We start from the raw sequence: 23,396 nt of genomic DNA on the forward strand, positions 1-23,396 counted from the left end.
AATGTTCTAATTTTGGATGTTAAATAGGTATGTGAATGATTAATTTGAGATATCAAAGCAAGGTGCTGAGGCATCCCGCTACGTTGATGTAAAGTTTAATTGTCTTTGACTATTCGTGCTGTTGTTGCCGATTCAGAGTCTAGAACATTGCTAAATTACTGCTTGAACCCATTCAGGTCTGCGTTTACAACCTGTTAGCTTACGGCTGTCCTGACTTAGAATGCCAATAACCAAGCAGAAAAATTGCGCCTAGATTAATCAAGGCGCTTTTTAAATTTTAAGGTGGCGATAATAAAACCAATCACACTAAATGCCACTAAGCACAACATATCAAATTGTAGGTCGCTAAAGTGAGCGCCTCTTAGCACTACAGCGCGAATCGCGCGCACATAATGGGTTGCGGGTAAGATTTCGGCAAGGTATTGCGCGACAGTTGGCATAGCGGCAAAAGGGAACATAAATCCTGACAGCAAAATCGACGGGAGTAACACAAATACCGTCATTTGCATGGCTTGTAGCTGGCTTTGCGCTTTAGTTGAGATTAGCAAACCTAAAGTCAGGCTGGCGGTGATAAAAAGCAGTGTCACCAATAATAGCGAGCCGATATCAAAGTTCAGCGGCACCGCAAAGAGCCAATGGCCGAGCGCTAAAATAATCGCCATTTGGATATAGCCGACTATGATGTAAGGCAAAATTTTTCCGAGCATCAATTCGATAGGGCGAATGGGGGTGGTTATCAAAAACTCCATATTGCCTTGCTCGCGCTCGCGCACAAGTGCAGAGGCGGTAAACAAGATCATCGTCATGGTTAAAATCACCGCGATAAGCCCTGGTACTATATTGACTGACGAGCGCTTTTCGGGGTTAAAGTAATTGAGTAGGGCAAATTGCGGGTTGGGCAAACTGGCTTGTGGTAAGCGTTTAATCGCCATTGGCAATTGGCTTAAGGCCGAGACCGCGCCTGCCAGTACGGGATCTGAGCCATCAATCAACCACTGCGCCACACTGCTACTGACGCTAGTGTTGCCAGCACGAGTGGCTGTGCGCTGATAATCGCGAAGTAAACCACGGCGCACAAAATCTGCGGGGATCACCAAAACCGCACTGACTTTACCGGCCACAATCGCTGCTTCAGCTTGCTCGGCCGAAGAATAATAGCCGATAAAATCGACGACTTGGGTGTTAGCTGCGGTTTGGATCAATTGTCTTGATTGTTGAGTTTGGCTTAAATCGACAATACCTGCCTGCACATGACGCACATCGGTATTAATGGCGTAGCCAAACAGCAAGAGCTGCACCAGCGGGATCATTACAATCATGGCAAAAGTAATGCGGTCGCGTGAAAGCTGCTTAAATTCTTTAGTGACGATGGCAGATAGCCTAAGCCAATGCAGCATAACCCCTCCCGGTATTGGTTACGAATACGTCTTCAAGGTTGGGGCGAGTAAAGTCAAGCTGGTGCTCAGTGCCAATTTTACTGCGCAGTAACTCAAGCGGAGTGTCATTGCGTTTATCGACCAACACCCGTAGCCGCGCACCAATTTGCGATACTGAGATCACTTCTGGCAAACTGCTTAATGGCGCCTTGAGCGCTGAGACCTGCTCACCAGAAATCTCACAAACATGCACTTTAAGCCGCTGCATTAAATCGCTGGGGCTGTCGTCGGCACGCTTTTTACCTTGTTCGAGAATCGCCAAACGATGGCAACGTTCGGCCTCATCCATATAGTGCGTGGAGACTAAAATGGTGGTGCCTTGGGCGCTTAACGCAAATAATTGCTCCCAAAATGCACGGCGGTTTTCGGGATCAACGGCTGAAGTCGGTTCGTCTAAAAACAATAGCGCAGGTTTGTGGATCACTGCGGTTGCTAAGGCTAAACGCTGCTTTTGTCCGCCACTTAAGGATTCAGCCAGCACATCTTGCTTACTGCCAAGGTCATATTCGCTGATTAATTCACTAATTCGAGCCTGAGCGGCACTGCTATTGAGGCCATAAATGCGAGCGACAAACTGCAAGTTTTCCAAAACCGTAAGGTTGCCATAAAGAGAAAACTTTTGCGTCATATAACCAATGCGGGATTTTAATGCCTCGCCCTGCGCTGCAACGTCCTTGCCTAATACTTCCACTTCGCCGGTAGAGGGGGTCAACAAACCGGTCAACATGCGTATGGTGGTCGACTTACCACAGCCGTTTGGGCCAAGGAAGCCGTAAATCTCTCCTTTGCGGATGGTTAAATCTAGTTCAGACACTGCCCAGTAATCGCCAAAACGTTTGCCGAGGTTAGTGCAGCGGACGACGATTTCGTCGCTCTTTTCATCGTTCATTACAGCGCCATCCAGACTGGTGTGCCGCTGCTCAAAGTCGTAGATGCGGGTAAACGCACTTCAAAAACGTACATTAGGCGCGCGCGCTCTTGTTGTGACAAGGCAAAATAAGGCGTGAAGCTGGCTGTATTGCTGATGTAGCTAATGCTGCCTTGCAGAGGCTGAGCGTTACCATCAACATGGATTTGCATGGTTTGGCCAAGTTTAATGGTGGCACGTTTTTCTTCTGGTAAGTAAAGCCGCGCAAACACCTGTTGGCTGTCGGCTATCATCACAATCGGTGCACCAACAGGAGGCCGCTCACCTTCATACCAAGGCAATTCTTCAACTATACCGTCGGTGGGGGCGACTAAGGTTAAATCTTGTAGTTGCTTTTGTGCCATGGCGAGCTGCGCTCGCGCCTCATCGACCGCTAGCTTCGCTTGTTCGATGGTTTGTACTCGCGCCCCTTTTTGTAACTCTTTAAGTAGCTCAGTAGCTTCATGAAATTGTGCAGCGCTGGAGTCGACCGCCAATTTGGCGCTGTCTAAAGCATTTTGTGAGGTTAGGCCTTCCGCCATTAGTTTTTGTTGGCGCACTAATTGCCGTTTTGCTTCTTGCCAAGTTGCTTGTGATGCATCAACCCGTGCTTGTGCTTGTGCTAGCTGTTCTTCACGGGTACCCGCTTGCAGTAGCGCCAATGCGGCTTGACTGCGTGACAGTGCGGCTTGCGCTGCAGCCACTTGCTGCTGTTGCAAGGTATCATCCATAAACACCAGCTTAGCGCCCTTGTTCACTTGCTCGCCGCGCGACACCGCAATGTGTTTAATCTGCAATGGCGATGGACTGCTTAATTGCAGCTGTGCGCGTTCAATAATGCCATAAGCGCGGCTTGGCTCTTCTTGGCAAGCACTCAGCACTAACATGCTGATGAGTGCGGTGGCGATGAGTCTCAGCGGGTTGTTCATAATGTCCTCTATGCTTGGCAGCTTTTCAGTGTTGCATTTAAAAATGCTTGTTGGTGGCGGGCGATGTCTTGCCAGTCAAACTTGTCTAAATCCAGTCCGACAAGCGGACGCATGACTGGGGGCAACAAAAATGGAAAAACGGACAAACACACACAGCTCAACAGCAGTAGCCGTGGATCTAAGCCTTCCTTGCTGGGCAGTTGAGCAAATGAAGCACCCATGGTTTTGATCCCGAGTTCAAGGTGATTAAAAAACACCTTTTTGACAATCTCGTGCTCTTGGGAAGTCTCATCATGTAAGGCGCTAAATAACAGTTTAGGCAAGCTTGGATGCGCAGCCATCACTTGGTAGTAGCGTAAAATAAACTGGCTGTGAAAGGCTTCATCGGCAGGGACATTTTTACGATGTTTGAGCTGTTCAAGTAGTGGCGCTGCGGTATCACGCAGTACCGTTTCAAACAGGCCTGCTTTGTCTAGAAAGTGATAGCGAATTAAGGCGACATTGACATTTGCCTCAGCTGCAATTGCGCGAGTGGTCACTTGGCTGTAACCATGCTGAAAAAACAGTGCTTTTGCAGCTGCGAGCAAACGAGTGCGAGAATGAGATGGACTCACCTCACTGGCTGGACGTGCAGAGGCTGGGGTGTTTTCAATCACTTGAGTCGTCATTTGGAGTTCCCTTTAATCGCTTGATTAATATGCCACTAAGAGGGATTACTGTGCAATGTCATTTGTTAAACGTAACTGCAAATTTGATTAAAGCAAATTATTTTTTTACTGATATTCTTTGGATTTATTCATGGAAAGTTAATTCTTTTGCTGTTAGTATGCCGCCGCAATTTATTTGCAGGGTTGTATACCCTATCTAGTTATTATTTTAACGCTTATAAGGATTTCTATGCGTTCACTATTATCTGTATCTATTTTGGGTCTTTTATCTTGTGCATCAGTTCAAGCTGCTCAGCTTGATACTAAACAATGGTTCAACGGTTTAAGTTACACCAACGTAGATGTCGCTCACGGCAGCAATCTTGATGTTTATGCATTTGCTACGCAATACTACCTTGAAGCACAGGATAGCTCAGGTGTATGGGATGACTACGGTTATATCGACACAGACAGCAATTTCTATGCGTTTGGTTATGACGCGCCGGGTAGCGATGCGCTTGGCTTTGGCGGCGAATACTTCTTTAATCAATTTTTTGTAACCGCAGAGGTACAAGATGTTGATAATTTCGATAATCACAGTATCGGTTTAGGTTATTTAGTTTCAGATAATTTAAAGCTCTCTATTCGTAATCAAGCCATAGATAATGGCTCTGATGTGCAATGGTTTAAAGCTGAGTATTTACATTATCTCAATGATACGGATTATTTAGGTTTTAATGCCAATATTGATGATGAATTTGATGCATGGTCGGTATCTGCGCGTTATTTGAAAAATATTGAAGCAGACAGCTATTTCACCTTAGATGCAGAATACCTTGACAATGATGGCGACGGTGTATTCAGCGCAATGGCTGATTACTATTTTACCCGTAATTTCGCTTTAGGTGCGGGTGTCAATGATTCTGATTTGCAACTAGAAGCTAAATACTTCTTCAATAGCAGCTATTACCTTACTGCTCATTATCTAGATAGAGACAACGCAGAGATGTTTAATCTAGAGTTCGTTGCACAGTTCTAAATTGAATAGCGTCGACATTAAGTTGTGACTTGATGCTCTGAACATGTACTAAAAGCAGTATGGAATCGTAAACCATACTGCTTTTTTGCTTTTATGCGTTACCAAATTAAAGTCTGTATTACTTGGCTAATTTTGACAAGTTGTAACACCAAGTAACTGAGTCATGCGCTCGACGCACTACCAAATTAAAGTAAAAACTCCAATCTTGTTTTCATTTGGTCCGAACGGACTATTTCCAGTCAGTAGCGAATTCACAATACTAAGCACTAGCAAGTATAGCTACAAATTTGTAACATGATGATGAAATAATTTTACCAGCTAGATGGCTTACCTCGCGTCGTTGCATAAGTATCAAGTGCGGGGTACTTAGGACTTACAGAATAAGGAAACATTGTGATCCAAAAACTTCGACAACCCAATTCCTGGCCTTTGGTTTTTACAGGTCTAGTGTATTTAGGACTGATTTGGCTGCAAGGTCTGTCACAAGCCTTAGTGCAGATTTACCATGAAATTAGCATTGCCGCGACTATGGCGCTTGGTTCTTTTGTTGCGGGCGGCACCGCACTTGGCGGCGGGGCAGTCGCCTTTCCAGTAATGACCAAGGTACTTAATATAGAACCTGCGACTGCCAAGGTGTTTTCGTTGGCTATTCAAAGTTTTGGTATGACAGCTGCGTCTATCACTATTTTATGTCGTCGTATTCCAGTTTACGGCAATGTGGTGCTGATGGCGTTGCCTTTGTCGGCTCTTGGGGTGTGGTTAAGTTTACTTTATGTCGCGCCTTACGCACCGCGTCTGCTTACCAAGTCAATTTTTAGTTTTCTACTCCTATGCTTTGCTATCACGTTAATCCTGCGTTGGTGGCGTAAAGTCCATCACCAACCGGCAGCAAGATACATTCAGCCAAAACCAATGCGTTTTATGCTGGTGGCGTTTCTAGGCGGTATTGCCAGTGGTTTAGTTGGCTCAGGTGCAGACATTGCGCTCTTTGCTTTACTGGTCATTGCTTACAATGCTGATGTCAAAGTGGCAACGGCCACCTCAGTACTGGTGATGGCGTTTACATCATTGGTGGGCAGTGGCATCAATGCATGGCATTTACATACTATTACCCCAGAAATTGAAAGCTACTTACTGGCTGCAATCCCTATCGTTGTTGTTGGGGCACCACTTGGCGCTTATGTTTGTTCAAAGGTCAAAGTGGGTCACTTGGTGAGTTTTCTGCTGCTACTAATTACGTTGGAAGTTGGTTTCACGGGCTTCGAGCTGCTCTCTCAGTAATTGCGAGAAGACGCTGAAAAACAGCGTCTTTTTCTTGGTAACCTCAGCTTTGCGATGCAGAGCTGAGTTAGGTTAATGTAAAATAATCGTGATTCTCATCTTGCTAAATTTAATTATTTAATCGTATGATTAAATATAAAAGTTCGCTAAGGTAATTCGTTAATATTTGAATCAATTAGCTAAACAAGAGAGAACCCCGTGACAACAGTGAAGCAGCGTGGACGACCGATCGATCCATTAAAACAACAACTACAACGCAATAAACTGCTTAAAGCAGCACAACAGCTACTTGATGGTAAGGCTTACAGCCAAATTACCATTCGTGATATCGCTTCAGTCTCGGGCATTAACTCTGCCATGATCAAATATTACTTCGGTAATAAAGACGGATTGTTTATTGCTTTACTAAACCAAATTGCGGATGAACATTTTCTTAGTTTTGAAGAGCTTAATGATACTGCGCAACCAGTACTTAAGTTTATTGAAGCGTTTGGTCAGTTACTGCGTGCAAGGCCTGGTTTTGTGCACTTATTAGGGCAAGAGGTATTAGGTAAAACCACACCGCTTGCTGAAGCATTTATGCAGGCATTTCCCATGCGGGTATCAAAGTTTTTGCCTCGTTTGGTGGCTATGGAAACGGGTATTGCCGACCCAGTACGCGCCAAGGTGGCTGCGTTTCACTTGGTTACCAGTTTGGTGTCGCCATTTTTATTTCGTGCCGTTAGGCAATACGCCTGGCAAATTGATGACGAATTACTGTTCGGTAGTCATTGGTGCAAGGATTCGTATCAGCATTTTTTAGAAGGATTTAAGGAGTCTAAAGATCATGAGCTGGAACTTTCAACATAGGAAAAACCTGCCCTTAGCGGCATTATGCGGCGTAGTATTAGTGGGGCTAGTGATGGCGATTAAGCCGGCGATGTCTCACAAAGATTACCAATCTGAGGCACGTTTGGCCGAATATGTGACTTTACAGTCGCATATTATGCGCCCAGCGATTACCGGTTACGGCCGCGTGACGCCAAATATTTCACTTAACAGCTTGGCGGAAGTGTCGGGGCGCATTGTCTATCGACACCCTAACTTAAAAAAGGGTGAACTGTTTGCTGCCGGTACTGAATTACTGCGGATTGATGACAGCGACTACCAGTTACAGTTAGCCAAAGCACAATCCGCGTTAGCCAGCGCCGAATTGCGCGAAGCGGCGAAACACACTGCAATTAAAAACACCCTGCAAGATATTAAACTGAGCGAACACAAACTGGCGATTGCGAATGCCGAGGAATCCCGACTTAAAACCCTCTTTACCCAGCGCAGTGCCTCAGAAACTGAATTGAACAAAGCCAAACAAGCGGTGCTGGTGCAGCAGCAAGAGTTGCAACGCTTGTTGAATCAGCAGAGTTTATTCCCGCTAGAACTCAAAGTGCTGGACGCCGAGCTAAAGCAAGCCCAAGCAGATGTTGATAAAGCGCAACTAGAGCTGAGCCGCACCGTGATCCGCTTACCGTTTACGGGCCGGATTCATCAAGTGTCGGCAGAGGAGCAGCAGCTTGTGACTAAGGGCATGCCGCTGTTTAGTGCCAGTGGTATCGAAAAAGTATTGATCAATGCCCAGTTTGATTATGCGCAGTTTCAGCAGTTTGTGCGATTCTTTAATCAAGCCCCTGATTTTGCCGAAATTGGTAGCAACGGCATGCAAACCTATTTGGCTGAGCAAGGCTTAAATGCGCAAGTACGGTTACTTGGGGAGCAAGGCCAAGTTTGGCAAGCGCAGTTAGAGCGCTTTAGTGATGAACTGGACCCACAAAGCCAAACTGTTGGCGTGGTGGTAAGCATTAGCGAAAGCTATCAGCAAATGCAGCTTGGCAAAAAGCCACCGCTTTTGGCGGGGATGCGGGCGCAAGTCGAACTATTGGCAAAAGCCCAGCGGTTCGTGGCCATTCCCCGTCACTTGGTTAACAACGAACAGATTTTACTGGCAGATGGCAACAGCACACTGCGCCCTACACCCTTACAATCTACCCTGAAGCAAAATAATTTGGTGTTATCGCAAGATGCCACTTTAGTGGGCGCCAAAGTACTGACCAACGACCTCTTTCCTGTGATTGTGGGGGAGTCGTTGCAGCTACAAAGCGATGAACGCTCACAGCGCCAGCTAGAAAACTGGTTAGCGGCAGCAGCATTGCCGGCGGAGGCTAAACCATGATCCGCTATTTTATCAGCCACCCAACAGCAGCCAATATTTTAATGCTGCTGTTTTTGGCGTTGGGTATGTTCAGCTTACCGCAAATAAAACGCGAAACTTTGCCGGAAATTAATACCTATCAGCTCGATATAAAAGTGCCTTATCCCGGTGCAACACCGGAAAACGTCGAGCAAAAGATCTGTTTAAGTTTGGAAAAGGCGCTCGATGGCATTAGCTTTATGGAGGAAAAGCACTGTATTGCGCGGCAAAATGTCGGGCAAATGACGGTGAAGATGTTTGAACATGGCAATTTTGAGAAATTTTTTAACGATGTGAAAAACGCACTCGATACCATAGATGATTTTCCCGCGCAGGCTGAGCAGTGGACAATCACCGAACGCGGCCGCACGCAAGACGTCGTATCGGTTGCAATTGCAGCTGATCTCAATCGTGTTGATCTTAAAATGTTGGCAGAGCAGGTTAAAGCTAAGTTGCAACATCATCCCGACATTCCACTTGTGACCATAAAAGATTTCTCTAAGCATCAACTGCGGGTAACAACCACTCAAGAGGCACTACGCCAGCATGAGTTGAGCTTGCAAAGCTTGTCGCAAAACCTGACCCAGCAAAATATCGAGCTGCCGTTGGGGATGTTACAAACACCGCAGCAGGAAACACAGATCCGTATTACCGATGAAAGACGTGATGCAGCTTCGCTTGCTGAGGTGGTGATAGCTGCCGGCCGTGAAGGTAATGACATTCAGCTTAGCCAACTGGCTGAAGTTAAAGATACTTTTGAGCGTGATGAAAACCGTGTTTACTACCAAGGCAAACCGACCGCGCTTTTAACCATAAGTAAAAACTCCAGCGATGATAGCTTGCGAGTGTTAGCGGCTACTGAGGCGGTATTGGCTGAGCTGCGACAGAGCCTTCCTTCCGGTGTCACGCTCGCTATTACCAACAACAACACCAGCATAGTGGAAGACCGCATTGGGTTATTAATCAACAATGCGTGGCAAGGTTTGCTTTTGGTGTTTGCGGTGATGTGGTTGTTTTTCTCATTCCGCTACGCATTTTGGGTGGTGATGGGGCTACCGGTGGCATTTCTTGCCAGCTTTTTTGTCATGCTGCAACTTGGCATTTCAATCAATATGCTCTCTATGGTGGCGTTGTTATTGGCACTAGGGATCTTGATGGATGATGCCATCGTCATTGCCGAATCAATCGGCCGCCATGTGGAACAAGGTATGGCGATTAAAGAGGCGGTACTTAAAGGCACCTTAGTGGTGTTACCTGGGGTGTGCTCGTCGTTTGTCACGACCCTTTGTATTTTCGTTGGCTTAGTGTTTATAGAAGGCGACCTCGGGCAAATTCTTAAAGTCATCCCGATAGTGCTGATTTCTGTTATCACAGTGTCACTGGTCGAAGCTTTCTTTATTCTGCCCAATCATTTATCCCATTCATTACAAGCTAAGACGTCAGAACATCAGTGGAACGCCACCATAACGACATTGAGAGCAAAGTTTGAGCGCAAGTTCCTCACTTGGAACGACAAAGCGTATGAACTGAATCAGAAGTTAATTCGCTATCGCTACCTGACTGTGGGGTCGGTGATTGGCTGCTTTTTATTTTCAGTCAGTATGTTGGCCTCCGGCACCTTAAAGTTTACAGCTTTCCCTGATATTGATGGTGATGTGGTACAAGCACGGCTTTTGATGCCAAACGGTACGCCTCTCAATGCAACCCAAGAAGTGATGGCAAAAATTCAAGCTGCACTAGAGCGTACTAACGCGCAGTTTAGCCAAGATGAAACGCAAGATTTAGTCCAAGCGGTGACCGTCACTTATGGTGAAAACCCTGATTACCAAGATCAAGGGTCGAATCTTGCCTTTGTTTCGGTGGATTTATTAAGTGCTGAGCGGCGTAATACCCAAGTGCAGGCGTTTATTGATAGTTGGCGCGAAGAGCTTGGCGACGTGCCACAAGCTTTGGCAATTTCATTTAAAGAGCCAAAACTGGGCCCGCAAGGGCGTGCAATTGATGTACGTTTGGTCGGTGACGATGTGGATGAACTACAACAAGCTGCGCACGAAATGAAGTTGTGGCTGCGTGGTTATCCGGGAGTGCAAAACTTAGCTGACAATATGCGTCCGGGCAAGCCGGAATATTCACTTACGCTTAAACCCGGTGCGGTGGCTATGGGTATCACTTCTGCCATGGTGGCCAATCAATTACGCCCGGCATTTCAAGGGGTGAAACTTATTGAAACTTACGTTGGCGTGGAGCAATTCGAAATCACAGTTAAGCTTGCTGAGCAAAGCATGGACGATTACGCTGATTTTGATAACTTCCCAATTATTCACCCTATTAGCAAAGTCGCAATTCCACTTGCAGCCTTGGTAGATATCGAGCAAACCCGAGGCTTTGCAGTGATCAACCGCATTAATGATCAGCGTAGTGTGTCGGTTTATGGTGATATTGATACCGAACTTAACACTGCCAAAGCGGTGATTAGTGATTTACAGAAAACTTGGTTGGCAGATTTCCAGAGCCGTTTCCCTTCGGTGCAATATAGCTTCGAAGGTGAAGTGAAAAATGCAGGGATCACCCAAGCGTCGATCCGTAAGGCTTTTTTATTCGGCATGGTGGGGATCTTCTTACTGCTTGCGCTGCAGTTTCACAGCTACGTTGAACCTTTAATTGTGATGGTTGCCATTCCTTTTGCCTTGATAGGCGTAGTGTGGGGGCATTTTATTATGGGGATCAACTTCTCTATGCCATCTTTAATGGGGTTTGTGTCGCTGGCAGGGATTGTGGTAAACGATTCTATCTTGTTGGTGCAATTTGTAAAAAGTCGCGTCAAGCAAGGTATGAATGTCCATGATGCGGCGGCCAAAGCCAGCCATGATAGATTTCGTGCGGTGGTATTAACTTCGGTAACGACGATTGCTGGAATGACGCCGCTGTTATTTGAAAGCAGTATTCAGGCGCAGATCCTTATTCCGCTCGCGACCAGTATCGTGTTTGGGATTAGCGCATCAACCGTATTGGTGCTAATGGTGTTGCCTTGTTTGTACGCTATTTTGGAAGACTTTGGAGTTGCTAAACCACATACCAGCCATGACTTTGACCATGCTGCTGAGTTGGTGCAATCACAAAGCTGAAGTCCTTTTCCTTAAGTTCCCACGCGCTGCGTGGGGACGAGGAAAGAGCGCAGTATAGTTGTGTAAAGCAACCCAGCTTTGGCTGTGTTTATACAGTTGCAACATGCTTGAGCTAATCGGCTAGCTGACTCTGTTCCTCTACCCATCCTTTGTTTCTCGTTGTCACACTCTACGTGGTAAGGTTTTCTTGTCAGTAGCTATAGAAAGAAATACAGAGCTAGCATTCCCACGCGGCGCGTGGGAATGAGGTGAGAGAGCGAAATAGAGAGGAATAAAACTGTTCAGTTCTAAAGGGGGTTATATAGTCGCAGCGTGAGTGAGCCAATCGGTTAATTGACTGTTTGGGTCTTTAAGCACTTTAGCGGGCACTTGCGCCTTTAACGCCACTAAACGCTTGCCGAGCATAAAGTCTTTGGCGCTGTTGATACAGTCTACTGCGATGATCTTGCCGTCTTTTAAATACCATACTGAAAATTGTTCAGAATTAGGATATTGCCTAACTACTGCGCGATCAAAACCATGATTTAACCCAGCAATTTGAATTTTGCAGTGGTATTGATCCGACCAAAACCAGGGCACCGCAGTAATAGCGGTGGGTTTACCGCAAATAGCCGCTGCAGCCGCTTTGGCTTGCTCTAAGGCATTCGGTACGGATTCAATGCGAGTAGCAAGGCTGCTGTGATGCTCTACTTGCACAGTACAATCACCAGCGGCATAAATATCGGGGTGCGAAGTTTGGCAGTGTTCATTAACGACGACACCGCCCTCCACTAGCAGCCCAGCTTGTTCAGCAAGTTCTGTGTTGGCAATAGCGCCGACGCCAACAATGACTAAATCGACAGGGTATTGGCTGCCATCACTACATACCAGCGTCTCGACACCGCGCTCACCCTTTAAAGCTGCGATTTGTTTTTGGGTTTCAATCTGCACGCCTTTTTGATGATGCAGCTTATGGTAAAAAGCCGAAACTATAGGGGAGGTAACGCGCGACAGTAAAGTCGCTTCGCGCTCAAAAATACGCACTTCGTGACCCATTTCTCTCAGTACCGCCGCGGTTTCCAAACCTATGTAACCGCCGCCTATCATGCCAATGTGCTTGATGCCTGGGTGTTCAGCTAAATGCATGGCGATGTGCTCAATATCCAGTAAGGTTTTTATGTAGTACACCCCAGCTAAATCAGCGCCGGGTACATTTAAGCGCCTCGCTCTGCTTCCGGTACAGAGCATCAGTTTATCAAACTTGATGTGGCTGCCATCGGCAAGTTCAACTTCATGTTTGGCAGGGTTTATGCTCGTTACACGACAATCAAGGATGGTGGTAATTTGGTCTTGCTGGTAGGCCGTGGCGGGTCTTATCAACAACTGTGCGGGGCTTAAATTGCCTTGTAGATATCCTTTGGAGAGTGGCGGGCGATGATAGGGGAGCGAAGCTTCATTACCGAGTAGCACAATTTTGCCGTCCCAGCCTTGTTTACGCAGTTGGGCGCACGCTTGTGCGCCTGCATGCCCGCCACCAATAATGACACAGGTTTGCATGCTAAATTCCTTTAATATTGTGAGACAGGTAAGCGGACAATCAAGCCATGATGTTCTTCTTGTACTTTTACCTGACAACTTAACCGGCTGAACTCGTTGGGTTCAATCACCATTTCTAACAGCTGTGCTTCGTTATCATCTGGCGATTCGATTTTGTCGCTCCAAGCTTTATCGAGATAACAATGGCAGGTTGCGCAGCTCCCTGAGCCACCGCATTCTGCTTCAATACCTGACACCATGTTTTCCATCGCGGCTTGCATTAGAGAAGCTCCAACTGGAACATTGACCTGATGGGTAGTACCATCTGCTTGAACAAATTTGATTGTTGGCATAACGACTCCTTCGATTAGCCCGCAAAGCGGCTAAGTTGGTTAATTTCTTGCAAAATGGCTGCAGGCGCCACTTCAAGTTGGCTGTCCATCGCGGTATTCCAGCGGTTTAAAAAGCCACAAATGGCGATGATGGCGGCAATCTCAACGACGGCAGGCTCAGTGAAGTAGCGGCCTAACTCTTCATAGTGGCTGCTACGCAAATGCGCAGGGGAAGTGCTACAAGCGAAAGCAAAGCGTAGCGCCGATTTTTCCGCTTCACTGTAATAACCGCTTGATTCAAACTCAAACGCGGCTAACACCTTGTTTCGGTCGACGTTCACGCGGCTGGCGATATGAGAGAAATGGCCTTGGCAATAAACGCAGCCCGCGGCGTTGCTGCTGATGGTGGCAATTGCCCATTTTAGTTCGGTTTCAATGTGTTTGAACTGTGCCAAGCACTTAAACAAACCGCCAAATGCTGCGGCCAGCACAGGATCTTTGGCCATAGTCAATATCCCATTCGGGATAAAGCCTAAATTGTTCTCGATTGCCAAAAAGACAGGCTCCAACTCAGGCACATCTGAGCGTTTAACAGGCGTCACTAAGTGGTTCATTCCTGTGTTCATAAGGTAATTCCTTTCAGTTTACGGTTTTTTCTAAGGTAAAAACTTTAGCCGCTCACGCCTATAGTCCAAATGGACCAGCGCCATAGTCCAGTAGAACCATGTTATTTAATTGTTAAATTTCGTACTGTGTGCTTGCCCGCTGAGCTTGGCTTACTGCGTATGCCTGCTGGTAAGACAAACGCATAACACTCATCGCGAGCCGTATTTAGTGACGTTTTATAGAGCGTAGTTGAATAGGGCAGATGTGGTTTGGTGATGGTGAGCGCTATCACCATTTTCCCGAAATTGAGTGGGTACAAACTCACTATTGAGAGACTGCAAATTAGGAAACTAGGATGATTGAAGATTTAATTGAATTTGTAAATAAGGACCTATTGGAAGGTGCAGCGCCCGATCTTGACCAACATACCCCGTTGTTGGAATTAGGGATCCTCAACTCGCTATCTATGGTGCGACTACTCGCCTATATCGATCAGCAATATGGCGCAAAAATTCCAGAGCATGATATTACGCCTGTGCATTTTGAGAATCTGGAAACGCTGGCATTGCTTATCAAGTCACTGAGTGGCGAAGTCGCGACTGAAGAGAGCAACGTATCTGAGTTAGACCGCTTAGTAAAACTACAAGAAAGCTACGGTATTCAAAGTGAATTGGTGGACGCTGGCGTAGGCTTTAAGCAGCACGTATTGCGCGTTAAAGGTACTGGACCACTTTGGATTTTATTACCTGCGCTAGGTAACCCATCGACTTCTTGGTCGGCAATTTTACGTTCAGTGCAAGGTCGTCATAACGCAATTGCACTTGATTTGGCTGGCTTTGGTTTAAGTAAAAGTGAAAACCCTTCTCCAACTTTCGTTGACCATGTTGAATACACTTTACAGTATCTACAAACCTTGCAAGAGCAAGAGTGGGTATTGGTGGCGAACTCAGCTGGTAGCATGATTGCCGCTGAAGTGGCGCGTCGTTTCCCTGAAAAAGTCAAAGGCTTGGTATGTACAGGTTTTGGTTTGATTGAAGACGTTGATAGTTGGTGGATGGACTTACAAAAAATGTCACACGATCCAGAGCAATTCCTTGCGGCTGCTTATTACAACCCGCCAAAAATGACACCAGCGCTTAAGTCTCTGCTTGATGATGTGCTCTCTCGTCCGGCTTACCACGAGTTTCTTGACCATCAAGCGAAAAGCAGCATGGCGAAAATTTTCGATGGTATTTCAGTGCCTACGCTGTTTATCGCGGGTAACCATGACCAAATCATTCCGCCTGAGTGGAGCGAAAAGGCTGCCGCTAAATTACCTAACGCCCAAGTTACGCGCTTATCTCGCTGTGGTCACTTTTCAGCTTCTGAGCGTCCAGAAGAGTTTGTCTGGGTTGTGGAAGACTTCTTAACTAAGGCGGCAATGGCATGAACATGATTAAGAGTTATGACGTTGTCATCATTGGCAGCGGCCCTGCGGGCAGTTTATGTGGCATTGAATGCCGCAAAAAAGGTTTATCGGTACTGTGTGTCGAAAAAGAAGAGTTCCCACGCTTTCATATCGGGGAGTCGTTAACGGGCAATGCCGGCCAGATCATTCGTGACTTAGGTCTTGCTGAGCAAATGACCGCAGCTGGTTTCCCTGACAAACCAGGGGTAAACGTAATTGGTTCATTATCTAAAAATGAATTTTTTATTCCGATTTTAGCGCCAACTTGGCAAGTGCGTCGTAGCGACTTTGACCATATGCTAAAAGAAAAAGCGCTTGAGCACGGCGTTGAGTACCTAACAGCGTTGGTTAAAGATGTGATCAAGCACGAAGGCAAGGTAGTCGGTGCCATCTATAAAAAAGATGACATGGAATACCAAGTGCGCTCAAAAGTACTGGTTGATGCCAGCGGTCAAGCGACTTTCCTATCCCGTAAAGGGATTGCTGGTAAGCGTGAGATTGAGTTCTTCTCGCAGCAAATTGCGTCTTTTGCCCACTTTGAAGGGGTTGAACGTGATATGCCGCCATTTTCGACCAACACCACGATTCTGTACTCAAAGCAGTATCATTGGTCGTGGATCATTCCGATTTCACCAACCACTGATAGCCTTGGCATCGTCATTCCAAAAGATCTTTATTATCAAGAATGTAAAAACCCTGAAGATGCGATGGCGTGGGGCATGGAAAACATCAGCCCAGAGATCAAACGCCGCTTCCGTAATGCCACTCGTACCAGTACGCCGGAATCTATGGCTGATTTCTCGTACCGCATTGAACCTTTTGTCGGTGATGGCTGGCTTTGTATCGGTGATGCGCACCGCTTCTTAGATCCTATCTTCTCTTACGGTGTGTCGTTTGCGCTTAAAGAAGGTATTCGTGCGGCTGAAGCAATCGACCAAGCAATCAAAAATGATGATTGGAAAACGCCATTTTATGCTTTCCGTGATTGGAGTAATGGTGGTCAGCAAATCGCGGCAGATCTTATTCGCTACTTCTGGATTTACCCGATTTTCTTCGGTTACCAAATGCAAAATCCAGACTTACGCGACGAAGTTATTCGTCTCTTAGGTGGTTGCTGCTTTGATTGTGAAGGCTGGAAAGCACCGATGATTTTCCGCAAAGCCATTGAAGAATACGACCGCAAGCAAATGGTTGGCTAAGGATAAGCCTCGTTAAAAGTCGGCTGGCGATAAGCAACTCTTGTTGTCGCCAGCAAGACAAGGACGTATGAGTTGGAAGAGAGCAAGTGGCAAAGCTTGGGAATGGGGAAGTTTTGCACTAAACAAGTAGGGAAAAACATGAATTTTGAATGGAGTGAAGCGCAGCTAGAGTTGTTCGAGCATGCGCTGAGTTTTGCTAAAGACCTTGATTTCTCAGGTTTAGCAGAAGATGAGTTTCCACATGATGTTTGGCGTCAATTGGGCGACTTTGGCTTTTTTGGCCTACCAATAGACGGTAAATATGCCGCCAATGGCTCAGGCTTTGACATTTTAACTACAGTAAAAATCCTCGAAGGATTAGGCCAAGGCAGTGCCGATACCGGTGTGTTGTTTGCTGGTGCCGCGCACACTTTCGCGTGTTGTATGCCAATCTACGAGCATGGCAGTGAAGCGCTAAAACGCGAGTTACTACCCGCTTTAGTCAGTGGCGAGAAAATCGCTGCTAATGCGATTTCCGAGGCAGAAGCTGGGTCAAACATTGCAACGCTCGCGACTACCGCAAAACGCGATGGTGATTACTACATTCTCAACGGTGGTAAGTCTTATGTGACCAACGGCAGTGTCGCGGATTATTACGTGGTTTATGCCACCACCAATAAAGCCTTTGGCTACCTTGGCCAATCTGCGTTTGTAGTACCACGCGGTGTACCTGGCATAGAAGTGGGCAAAAGCTACAAAAAAATGGGCTTAAGCAAAGCACAGCTAAACCAAGTATTTTTTGATGATGTGCGAGTTCATAAAGACATGATGCTAGGCCAAGAAGGTCAAGGCGCACGGATCTTTGCAGCTTCCATGGATTGGGAACGTTGTTGCTTGTTTGCACTTTTTATTGGCGTGATGCAGCGGGATTTAGAACGCTGTATTGCGTACGCCAATACCCGCAAACAAGGCGATAAAACCATCAGTAAATTCCAAGCTGTTTCGCATCGCATTGCGGATATGGAAGTACGCCTACAGAGCGCGCGTTTATTACTCTACTTTGCGGCTTGGCAAAAATCGCAAAACGTTGATAACACCAAAGCGGTTGCCTCAAGCAAGCTTGCGATAAGCGAAGCCTTTGTCCAGTCTGGTCTAGATGCCATTCGAGTGCATGGGGCATTGGGTTACATTCAAGAAAGTCATGTTGATATGAGCCTGCGTGACGCAGTAGGGTCGATTCTATTTTCAGGTACTTCGGATATCCAGCGTGAACTTATCTGCAATCGGTTGGGTTTACTATGAAGACGCTACAGGCACTTTTTCATCATGGCCTTGCGAATGCGAAGGCTGACCAACTTGCCGTTACGGATGCGTTGGAGCAGTATAGTTACAGTCAACTTGCCCATGTCCGCGACCAGCTAGCGCTGCAATTACAGCAACTTGGGGTAAAACCAGGCGATAGAGTGGGGCTGTGGTTAGATAAATCCAGCAAAGCGGTTGCAGCTATGTTAGCGGTATCGGCGGTGGGTGCCGCTTATGTGCCGATTGACCCGATGAATCCGCTCGCGCGGGTTGTCACCATAGTCAACGATTGCGACATGCAGGTGCTTATCACCACCCAGCAAAAGTACCAACATCTGTCGAAAGCCACGCAGTTAGCGGTGAAACTGGTGGTACTCGATAGTCAAGCTGAGCTCGACTACCCAAGTTCAGTGCTTACTTGGCAACAGATAGCGGCCACTGATGCAAGCGCCTTTCAAGAGGTGCAATATCAAGACGAACAAGCGCTGGCTTACATTTTATATACCTCTGGTTCAACAGGTGTACCAAAAGGGGTATGTATCAGCCAACAAAATGCGCTGGCGTTTATCAATTGGTCAATAGAAACCCTAAAACCAAATCATGATGACCGCTTTTCTAACCATGCGCCGTGGCACTTTGATTTATCCGTATTGGATATTTATGTCGCGCTTGCGGTTGGGGCGAGTGTGCATTTAGTGCCGGAAATGGTGAGCTATTTGCCCAATCGTTTGGTCAGTTTTATTGAGCAACATGCCATTAGTATCTGGTACTCAGTGCCGACGGCACTGGTCATGATGCTTGATAATGAGGTCGATTTTGCCAGCCGCGCGAAATCCTTACGAACCATTATCTTTGCCGGTGAAGCCTTTGAAATCAAAGCGCTGAAACGGCTACGCCAAACCTTTCCTGCGGTTGCCTTGTGGAATTTCTACGGCCCGACAGAAACTAATGTGTGTACTGCCTATCAAGTACCTGCCCAAGTTCCTGATGTGTTGCCTATCGGTACGGGTGCCAGCGGCGCAGTAATTCGCATCGAAGACGAACATGGCACGCCAGTATTACCTGGTGAGCAAGGTTATATTGTCGCCACTGGACCAAGTGTATTTAGCCAATATTTTGGTATGCCAGCACGCGAGCAAGCGGCGTATAACACGGGTGATATTGGCTATCAGGATGAAACAGGCAAGCTAATTTTTGTTGGCCGCAAAGACCATATGGTGAAGGTTAAAGGCTACCGAATTCATCTTGCTGAGGTGGAGCGTGCGCTATATCAGCACCCTGCCATCAAGGAATGTATCGTGGTGGTGGGGGCGGATAAGTCGTTGCATGCCCATCTGACAGTGACAGAGCCTGCGCCAACCCTACTCAATTTAAAAATGCATTGTAGTAAATGGTTACCTAAGTACATGTTGCCGGACCACGTCCACATTGCACCTGCACTACCGCGTAACCGCAACGGTAAATTATCCCGTCAAGCTCTGATCGCACAACTGGGTTTGTGACCCCGTTGGTGACGACTTGTATGTGGAACCTTTAAGGAGAGAAGAATGAAAAAAACCTTTGTTGTCATAGGTGCAGGCTTATCTGGGATAGCCGCAGTAAAACAATTGTCGGACGAAGGTCACGACGTGATCTGCTTGGAAAAGGCAGACAGCTTTGGTGGGGTGTTTGCAGACAAAAAGATCTATGAAGATTTGCACCTAACCATTTCCAACTACTTTATGGCTTACTCGGACTTTGTACCCAGTCATCAGAATTTGAAGTTTTGGTCGAAGAAGGAATATGTCAATTATCTCAATGAGTACATCGCACACTTCAATTTAGCGGATAAATTCCGTTATGGCTCAGAGGTGAAAATGGTTGAACGTTGTGCTGCCAGTAAAACGGCAGGCGATGATTGCGGCTGGACAGTGAAATATCAAAACAGTGAAGGTGAGCAGCACCTTAAAGTAGATATGGTGGTGGTGTGTTCTGGTCACTTCCAAAAACCTAAACTGCCAGATTTGCCAGGCCTTGATCAGTTTATGGGGGAAATTGAACATTCCAACGATTACCGCGATAAAATGCGTTATCAGGGCAAACGCGTGCTTTGTGTGGGGCTTGGCGAAAGTTCTGCTGACATTACCTCGGAAATTTCCGAAGTCGCGGCTAAGTGCATTCTGTCGTTACGCCGCTATCCAGCAGTTGCACCGCGCTATATGGCGTTTCAAGAAGACCCTTATTTTACCATTGATACCTCTTGGCTCACGTCGCGGATAGTAAACAAGCTACCGCACAGATATCACGGTGGCATCACCAAAGGCATTTTCAACAAGTATGTAAATAGTCGCAATGAACACTTGCGGATCCGTGGCGAATGGTTGAAAAAATCTGGCCCTTCACATCACCAAGCCGTGACCAAAAATGAGCGGCTGTTTAAGCCTATTGCGGAAGGCAAAGTGATGCCAAATATTGGTGGTATTGAACGCTTTGAGAAAGATGCGGTGGTGTTTAAAGACGGCAGCCGCGAGATGATAGACGCAGTGGTGTTTTGTACTGGCTATCAACTCAGTTTCCCATTCCTTGAGTATAAAATAAACAATATGCGCGACCTCTATAAGCAAATGTTTATTCCTGAGGTTGGCGCAAGCCTTGCTTTTGTTGGCTTTGTCCGACCACAACAAGGTGGCATTCCAGTCATTGCGGAAATGCAATGTCGTTATCTGGCGCAGCTGGCAAGTGGTACGAAGGCGCTACCGGGTCGCTCGGAAATGCTTGATGTCATTAAGCATGACGCGATGCATTGGCAAACTGAATACAAGATCACACCGAATGTCGCATCACTGGTGAATTATTGCCATTACATGGATTCAATGGCCAAACTAGTGGGTTGCATGCCGAAGATCCCAAGTTTGTTTAAAGATCCTATGCTGCGCGTGAAGTTACTGCACAACCCACAATTTGCGGTGCAATATCGTTTGGAAGGGCCAAACAAAATGACTAATGCGGCACGCGACTTCTTGTTGAGCTTCCCAAACATTAGCTCATGGCCACGTATCCTGTATTTTGAAATGGCCTTTGCTGCACAAAAAATGCTGAGTCGCTTACGCATGGATGGACTGCGCGAGTTGAACAAATAACGCACAGCGTGGCATTTGGCTGCGCGCGTCGCTCAGCCAAATGCTGCCATTGGGATAATAAACAAGGACTGCCATGATCACTCTCACAAATCACAATTTGGCTAATCAAGGCTTAGGATCTGACGTCAGTCATTATAACGAACAGCATCTGACGCACTTACAGAAAATTATTCTTGGCAACGACGGTACTATTACCCAGCTAATAGAGAACATTGTTGGCGAGACCTTGGTGGTGAATAAGTTATTTGAAGGCGATTTAGGGCCTTATCAAGATCACAACACGCCAGTGAATGAAGTACTGCGTTGTCAGCGCCGGATCATTACCTTAAATGGTACTAGTAGCGGCTTACCGTACTTATTTGCCGATTCGCTGGTCTTTCATGACAACCTCAATGTGAATTTTTCTCGGGCACTTTTGGAGACCAAAATTCCGATTGGCCGTGCTTGGGAAAAGTATCGGGTTGAAACTTACAAAACCATGCTTGCATGGGGTTTTGAGCCTGCTGGATCGCTGGCGCTACAGTTTAATATTGACCCGCAAGATTTGGTGCTCTACCGCACCTATCTAGTTTATTCGCAAGGGAAAAGGATTTTCCAAATCACTGAGAAATTTCCCTATGCCTGGTTTCAAGACAGCCAGCAACTGACCTCTAACCATGAACTACCCTCACTGATAAGTGGAATTTGATATGAAAAACACCGATAGTGCCGTAGCCACACCTGCTGCTCATTTAGACCTGAATAAATTAACGCCAACAATGCCGACTTTACGCATGGGTTCAGACGATTGGCAACAATATATGTGGGGTGAAGATTATCACCTCATCATCAACGAATTTGCGAAAAAATATGGCAACATTTATGCCGTTGAAACTGCCAAGGGACCACTTGTGGTGTTGAGCGGCTATGATTATGTCAAAGACGCCTTAGTCACGCAAAACGACGTTTTTAATATTCGCGCTGACTTCGAAATATTGCAAATTTCACCGCAAAAGCACTTCCTTGAATTGGAAGCCGGTCCCGCTTGGAGCTTGCACCGTAAAGTATTCGCGACCGCCATGCGTGACTACTTTGCACCACGTTGGCCGCAAATTGAAGACTGGATGACCACTGAAATCAACGACATCGCAGCGGTGTGGAAAGCGCAAGGCGAAGTGCCATTTGATCCTAATCGAGAAGTATCGGTTAAGTTAGCTAGTTTCCTTCATAAAGTGATGTTTGATGACCGTTTCGGTGACATGGAAAAGCAATTCTTTGATGAGCAAAGCCTAAGTTGGTTGCCAAACGGCTTTATTAACAGCGTACGTTACGAGCTAATGAACGAAGAAGAAAAGACTGCATATTATGCTAAATATGGCGTACCGATTGAAAAATTTAGTGGTAATTTGAATGCGCTTGACGCCTACGTGACAATGAATGTCGAGCGCCGTAAGCTGGATTACCAAGCGGGTGAATTCCGTGATTTATGTGATTATCTAATCGCTGCCAGTGACAGTATTGACGATGCAAGCAAAGCTGAGGTTGGTATTGGTGACCGTGAAGTGATTATAGGTTCGTTGACCCAAGTCGCTGGTGCTGGTGGTGGTGTGGGCGCGTTTGCGATGCGCTGGGCACTATTGTACTTAGCTTGTTACCCTGAATATCAACGTAAAGTGCAAGAAGAATTGGACCGCGTGGTGGGTAAAGGCAACGTTGCATTACAACAGCACAAAACCGATTTACCTTATACCCAAGCGTTTATCAGTGAAGTGCTCCGCCATTGCTCTATCACTGCGATGCCAGCGGCAAACTACGCAGCCAGCCAAGATACCTTAATCGATGGTTATTTTATTGCTGCAGGCACACCTATCGCGGTCAATAACTACAGTGTAACCCGTGACAGCACACTATGGGATGAGCCAGACCGTTTTGATCCCGCGCGATTCCTTGAGGCAAATGGCGAGCTAAGTAAAAAGCAACAGGGTAAAGCGTTTCCGTTTGGTATTGGCCAGCGCCGTTGCTTAGGTGAAAACTTTGGTAAGTACATTATCCATACTTTGTTTGCGCAACTGGCGCATCAGTTTGAGTTCCGTCTTCCTGATGGTGTAGAGCCTAACTTAAAGGCGATTTCTGGGGTATTTTTGGTGCCAGAGAAAGTCGAGATCATTGCCAAGGCACGCTAATCTGGGCTAATGCACAGGTTTTGGCAATGGATTGCCTCACAAAATAAAACCCACGAGCGTGGGTTTTATTCAGACTGTTGAAAAAGGGCTAGACACAGATCTAGCCCTTTGATCTAATAAGCACAGTGAGTATCGAGAGTTCACCAT

Annotated in this window: 19 protein-coding genes; 12 read left to right on the forward strand and 7 right to left on the reverse strand. The window is 46.5% G+C overall.

Translation table 11 applies throughout. The features are described 5' to 3' along the window. Positions 1–254 precede the first annotated feature (254 nt). From ACFOEE_RS09685 to ACFOEE_RS09700, 4 genes are read right to left on the reverse strand one after another with little or no spacing between them, the layout of a single operon-like run. The gene (locus ACFOEE_RS09685; RefSeq protein WP_377123630.1) at positions 255–1,397 is read right to left on the reverse strand and encodes an ABC transporter permease; all 1,143 of its coding nucleotides are present in this window, start codon (positions 1,395–1,397) and stop codon (positions 255–257) included. After that, a complete protein-coding gene (locus tag ACFOEE_RS09690; protein WP_377123632.1) occupies positions 1,381–2,325 on the reverse strand; it encodes an ABC transporter ATP-binding protein in 945 nt (314 codons plus the stop codon). The genes ACFOEE_RS09685 and ACFOEE_RS09690 overlap by 17 nt, the downstream gene beginning before the upstream one ends. Beyond that, positions 2,325–3,272, reverse strand: coding sequence for an HlyD family secretion protein (locus ACFOEE_RS09695; protein WP_377123634.1), 948 nt, complete (start codon positions 3,270–3,272; stop codon positions 2,325–2,327). Before ACFOEE_RS09695 ends, ACFOEE_RS09690 begins: the two co-directional genes overlap by 1 nt. 8 nt (positions 3,273–3,280) lie before the next feature. Then, a complete protein-coding gene (locus tag ACFOEE_RS09700) occupies positions 3,281–3,940 on the reverse strand; it encodes a TetR/AcrR family transcriptional regulator (protein WP_377123636.1) in 660 nt (219 codons plus the stop codon). Between the two features lie 229 nt (positions 3,941–4,169). Between ACFOEE_RS09700 and ACFOEE_RS09705 the strand changes: the two genes are divergently transcribed. From ACFOEE_RS09705 to ACFOEE_RS09725, 5 genes are all read left to right on the forward strand, one after another. Beyond that, positions 4,170–4,958 carry a putative porin gene (locus ACFOEE_RS09705; protein WP_377123637.1) on the forward strand — a complete coding sequence of 263 codons (789 nt, stop codon included), beginning with the start codon at positions 4,170–4,172 and terminating at the stop codon, positions 4,956–4,958. 393 nt (positions 4,959–5,351) lie between these two features. Beyond that, on the forward strand, positions 5,352–6,239 hold the full coding sequence (locus tag ACFOEE_RS09710) for a sulfite exporter TauE/SafE family protein (RefSeq protein ID WP_377123639.1): 888 nt from the start codon (positions 5,352–5,354) through the stop codon (positions 6,237–6,239). 198 nt (positions 6,240–6,437) lie between these two features. Beyond that, positions 6,438–7,088 (forward strand): TetR/AcrR family transcriptional regulator, encoded by a 651-nt coding sequence (locus ACFOEE_RS09715; protein WP_377123641.1) that lies wholly within the window; start codon positions 6,438–6,440, stop codon positions 7,086–7,088. Next, complete coding sequence (locus ACFOEE_RS09720) at positions 7,066–8,445, forward strand: efflux RND transporter periplasmic adaptor subunit (RefSeq protein ID WP_377123643.1); 1,380 nt, start codon at positions 7,066–7,068, stop codon at positions 8,443–8,445. Before ACFOEE_RS09715 ends, ACFOEE_RS09720 begins: the two co-directional genes overlap by 23 nt. Further along, positions 8,442–11,588: an efflux RND transporter permease subunit gene (locus tag ACFOEE_RS09725; RefSeq protein WP_377123645.1), complete on the forward strand. Its 3,147-nt coding sequence runs from the start codon at positions 8,442–8,444 to the stop codon at positions 11,586–11,588. The genes ACFOEE_RS09720 and ACFOEE_RS09725 overlap by 4 nt, the downstream gene beginning before the upstream one ends. 297 nt (positions 11,589–11,885) lie before the next feature. On the opposite strand, the gene ACFOEE_RS09730 is transcribed toward ACFOEE_RS09725, so the two are convergent. The 3 genes from ACFOEE_RS09730 to ACFOEE_RS09740 are packed head-to-tail and all read right to left on the reverse strand — an operon-like array spanning position 11,886 to position 14,061. Next, complete coding sequence (locus ACFOEE_RS09730; RefSeq protein WP_377123647.1) at positions 11,886–13,124, reverse strand: NAD(P)/FAD-dependent oxidoreductase; 1,239 nt, start codon at positions 13,122–13,124, stop codon at positions 11,886–11,888. A gap of 11 nt (positions 13,125–13,135) precedes the next feature. Continuing rightward, positions 13,136–13,456: a 2Fe-2S iron-sulfur cluster-binding protein gene (locus tag ACFOEE_RS09735; RefSeq protein ID WP_377123649.1), complete on the reverse strand. Its 321-nt coding sequence runs from the start codon at positions 13,454–13,456 to the stop codon at positions 13,136–13,138. A gap of 14 nt (positions 13,457–13,470) precedes the next feature. Then, entirely contained in the window at positions 13,471–14,061 is a 591-nt protein-coding gene (locus ACFOEE_RS09740) for a carboxymuconolactone decarboxylase family protein (RefSeq protein ID WP_377123651.1), read from the reverse strand. A 335-nt stretch (positions 14,062–14,396) separates the two neighbouring features. Between ACFOEE_RS09740 and ACFOEE_RS09745 the strand changes: the two genes are divergently transcribed. From ACFOEE_RS09745 to ACFOEE_RS09775, 7 genes are all read left to right on the forward strand, one after another. Continuing rightward, a complete protein-coding gene (locus tag ACFOEE_RS09745; protein ID WP_377123653.1) occupies positions 14,397–15,470 on the forward strand; it encodes an alpha/beta fold hydrolase in 1,074 nt (357 codons plus the stop codon). Continuing rightward, positions 15,467–16,687 carry an NAD(P)/FAD-dependent oxidoreductase gene (locus ACFOEE_RS09750; protein WP_377123655.1) on the forward strand — a complete coding sequence of 407 codons (1,221 nt, stop codon included), beginning with the start codon at positions 15,467–15,469 and terminating at the stop codon, positions 16,685–16,687. Before ACFOEE_RS09745 ends, ACFOEE_RS09750 begins: the two co-directional genes overlap by 4 nt. Before the next feature lie 138 nt (positions 16,688–16,825). After that, a complete protein-coding gene (locus tag ACFOEE_RS09755) occupies positions 16,826–17,968 on the forward strand; it encodes an acyl-CoA dehydrogenase family protein (protein ID WP_377123657.1) in 1,143 nt (380 codons plus the stop codon). Then, on the forward strand, positions 17,965–19,470 hold the full coding sequence (locus tag ACFOEE_RS09760) for an amino acid adenylation domain-containing protein (RefSeq protein ID WP_377123659.1): 1,506 nt from the start codon (positions 17,965–17,967) through the stop codon (positions 19,468–19,470). The genes ACFOEE_RS09755 and ACFOEE_RS09760 overlap by 4 nt, the downstream gene beginning before the upstream one ends. Positions 19,471–19,515: 45 nt before the next feature. After that, a complete protein-coding gene (locus ACFOEE_RS09765; protein ID WP_377123661.1) occupies positions 19,516–21,087 on the forward strand; it encodes a flavin-containing monooxygenase in 1,572 nt (523 codons plus the stop codon). Between the two features lie 73 nt (positions 21,088–21,160). Then, positions 21,161–21,775 (forward strand): chorismate--pyruvate lyase family protein, encoded by a 615-nt coding sequence (locus tag ACFOEE_RS09770; RefSeq protein WP_377123663.1) that lies wholly within the window; start codon positions 21,161–21,163, stop codon positions 21,773–21,775. Between the two features lies 1 nt (position 21,776). Then, positions 21,777–23,249 carry a cytochrome P450 gene (locus tag ACFOEE_RS09775; protein WP_377123665.1) on the forward strand — a complete coding sequence of 491 codons (1,473 nt, stop codon included), beginning with the start codon at positions 21,777–21,779 and terminating at the stop codon, positions 23,247–23,249. Positions 23,250–23,396 lie beyond the last annotated feature (147 nt).

Source organism: Pseudoalteromonas fenneropenaei, assembly GCF_042643375.1.
GTDB classification, from domain to species: domain Bacteria; phylum Pseudomonadota; class Gammaproteobacteria; order Enterobacterales; family Alteromonadaceae; genus Pseudoalteromonas; species Pseudoalteromonas fenneropenaei.

Coding starts and splice junctions, on each gene's coding strand:
- ACFOEE_RS09740 (WP_377123651.1), bottom strand. CDS start 14,061: ATGAACACAGGAATGAACCACTTAGTGACGCCTGTTAAACGCTCAGAT.
- ACFOEE_RS09760 (WP_377123659.1), top strand. CDS start 17,965: ATGAAGACGCTACAGGCACTTTTTCATCATGGCCTTGCGAATGCGAAG.
- ACFOEE_RS09720 (WP_377123643.1), top strand. CDS start 7,066: ATGAGCTGGAACTTTCAACATAGGAAAAACCTGCCCTTAGCGGCATTA.
- ACFOEE_RS09775 (WP_377123665.1), top strand. CDS start 21,777: ATGAAAAACACCGATAGTGCCGTAGCCACACCTGCTGCTCATTTAGAC.
- ACFOEE_RS09695 (WP_377123634.1), bottom strand. CDS start 3,272: ATGAACAACCCGCTGAGACTCATCGCCACCGCACTCATCAGCATGTTA.
- ACFOEE_RS09745 (WP_377123653.1), top strand. CDS start 14,397: ATGATTGAAGATTTAATTGAATTTGTAAATAAGGACCTATTGGAAGGT.
- ACFOEE_RS09725 (WP_377123645.1), top strand. CDS start 8,442: ATGATCCGCTATTTTATCAGCCACCCAACAGCAGCCAATATTTTAATG.
- ACFOEE_RS09730 (WP_377123647.1), bottom strand. CDS start 13,124: ATGCAAACCTGTGTCATTATTGGTGGCGGGCATGCAGGCGCACAAGCG.
- ACFOEE_RS09770 (WP_377123663.1), top strand. CDS start 21,161: ATGATCACTCTCACAAATCACAATTTGGCTAATCAAGGCTTAGGATCT.
- ACFOEE_RS09765 (WP_377123661.1), top strand. CDS start 19,516: ATGAAAAAAACCTTTGTTGTCATAGGTGCAGGCTTATCTGGGATAGCC.
- ACFOEE_RS09755 (WP_377123657.1), top strand. CDS start 16,826: ATGAATTTTGAATGGAGTGAAGCGCAGCTAGAGTTGTTCGAGCATGCG.
- ACFOEE_RS09705 (WP_377123637.1), top strand. CDS start 4,170: ATGCGTTCACTATTATCTGTATCTATTTTGGGTCTTTTATCTTGTGCA.
- ACFOEE_RS09700 (WP_377123636.1), bottom strand. CDS start 3,940: ATGACGACTCAAGTGATTGAAAACACCCCAGCCTCTGCACGTCCAGCC.
- ACFOEE_RS09690 (WP_377123632.1), bottom strand. CDS start 2,325: ATGAACGATGAAAAGAGCGACGAAATCGTCGTCCGCTGCACTAACCTC.
- ACFOEE_RS09750 (WP_377123655.1), top strand. CDS start 15,467: ATGAACATGATTAAGAGTTATGACGTTGTCATCATTGGCAGCGGCCCT.
- ACFOEE_RS09685 (WP_377123630.1), bottom strand. CDS start 1,397: ATGCTGCATTGGCTTAGGCTATCTGCCATCGTCACTAAAGAATTTAAG.
- ACFOEE_RS09735 (WP_377123649.1), bottom strand. CDS start 13,456: ATGCCAACAATCAAATTTGTTCAAGCAGATGGTACTACCCATCAGGTC.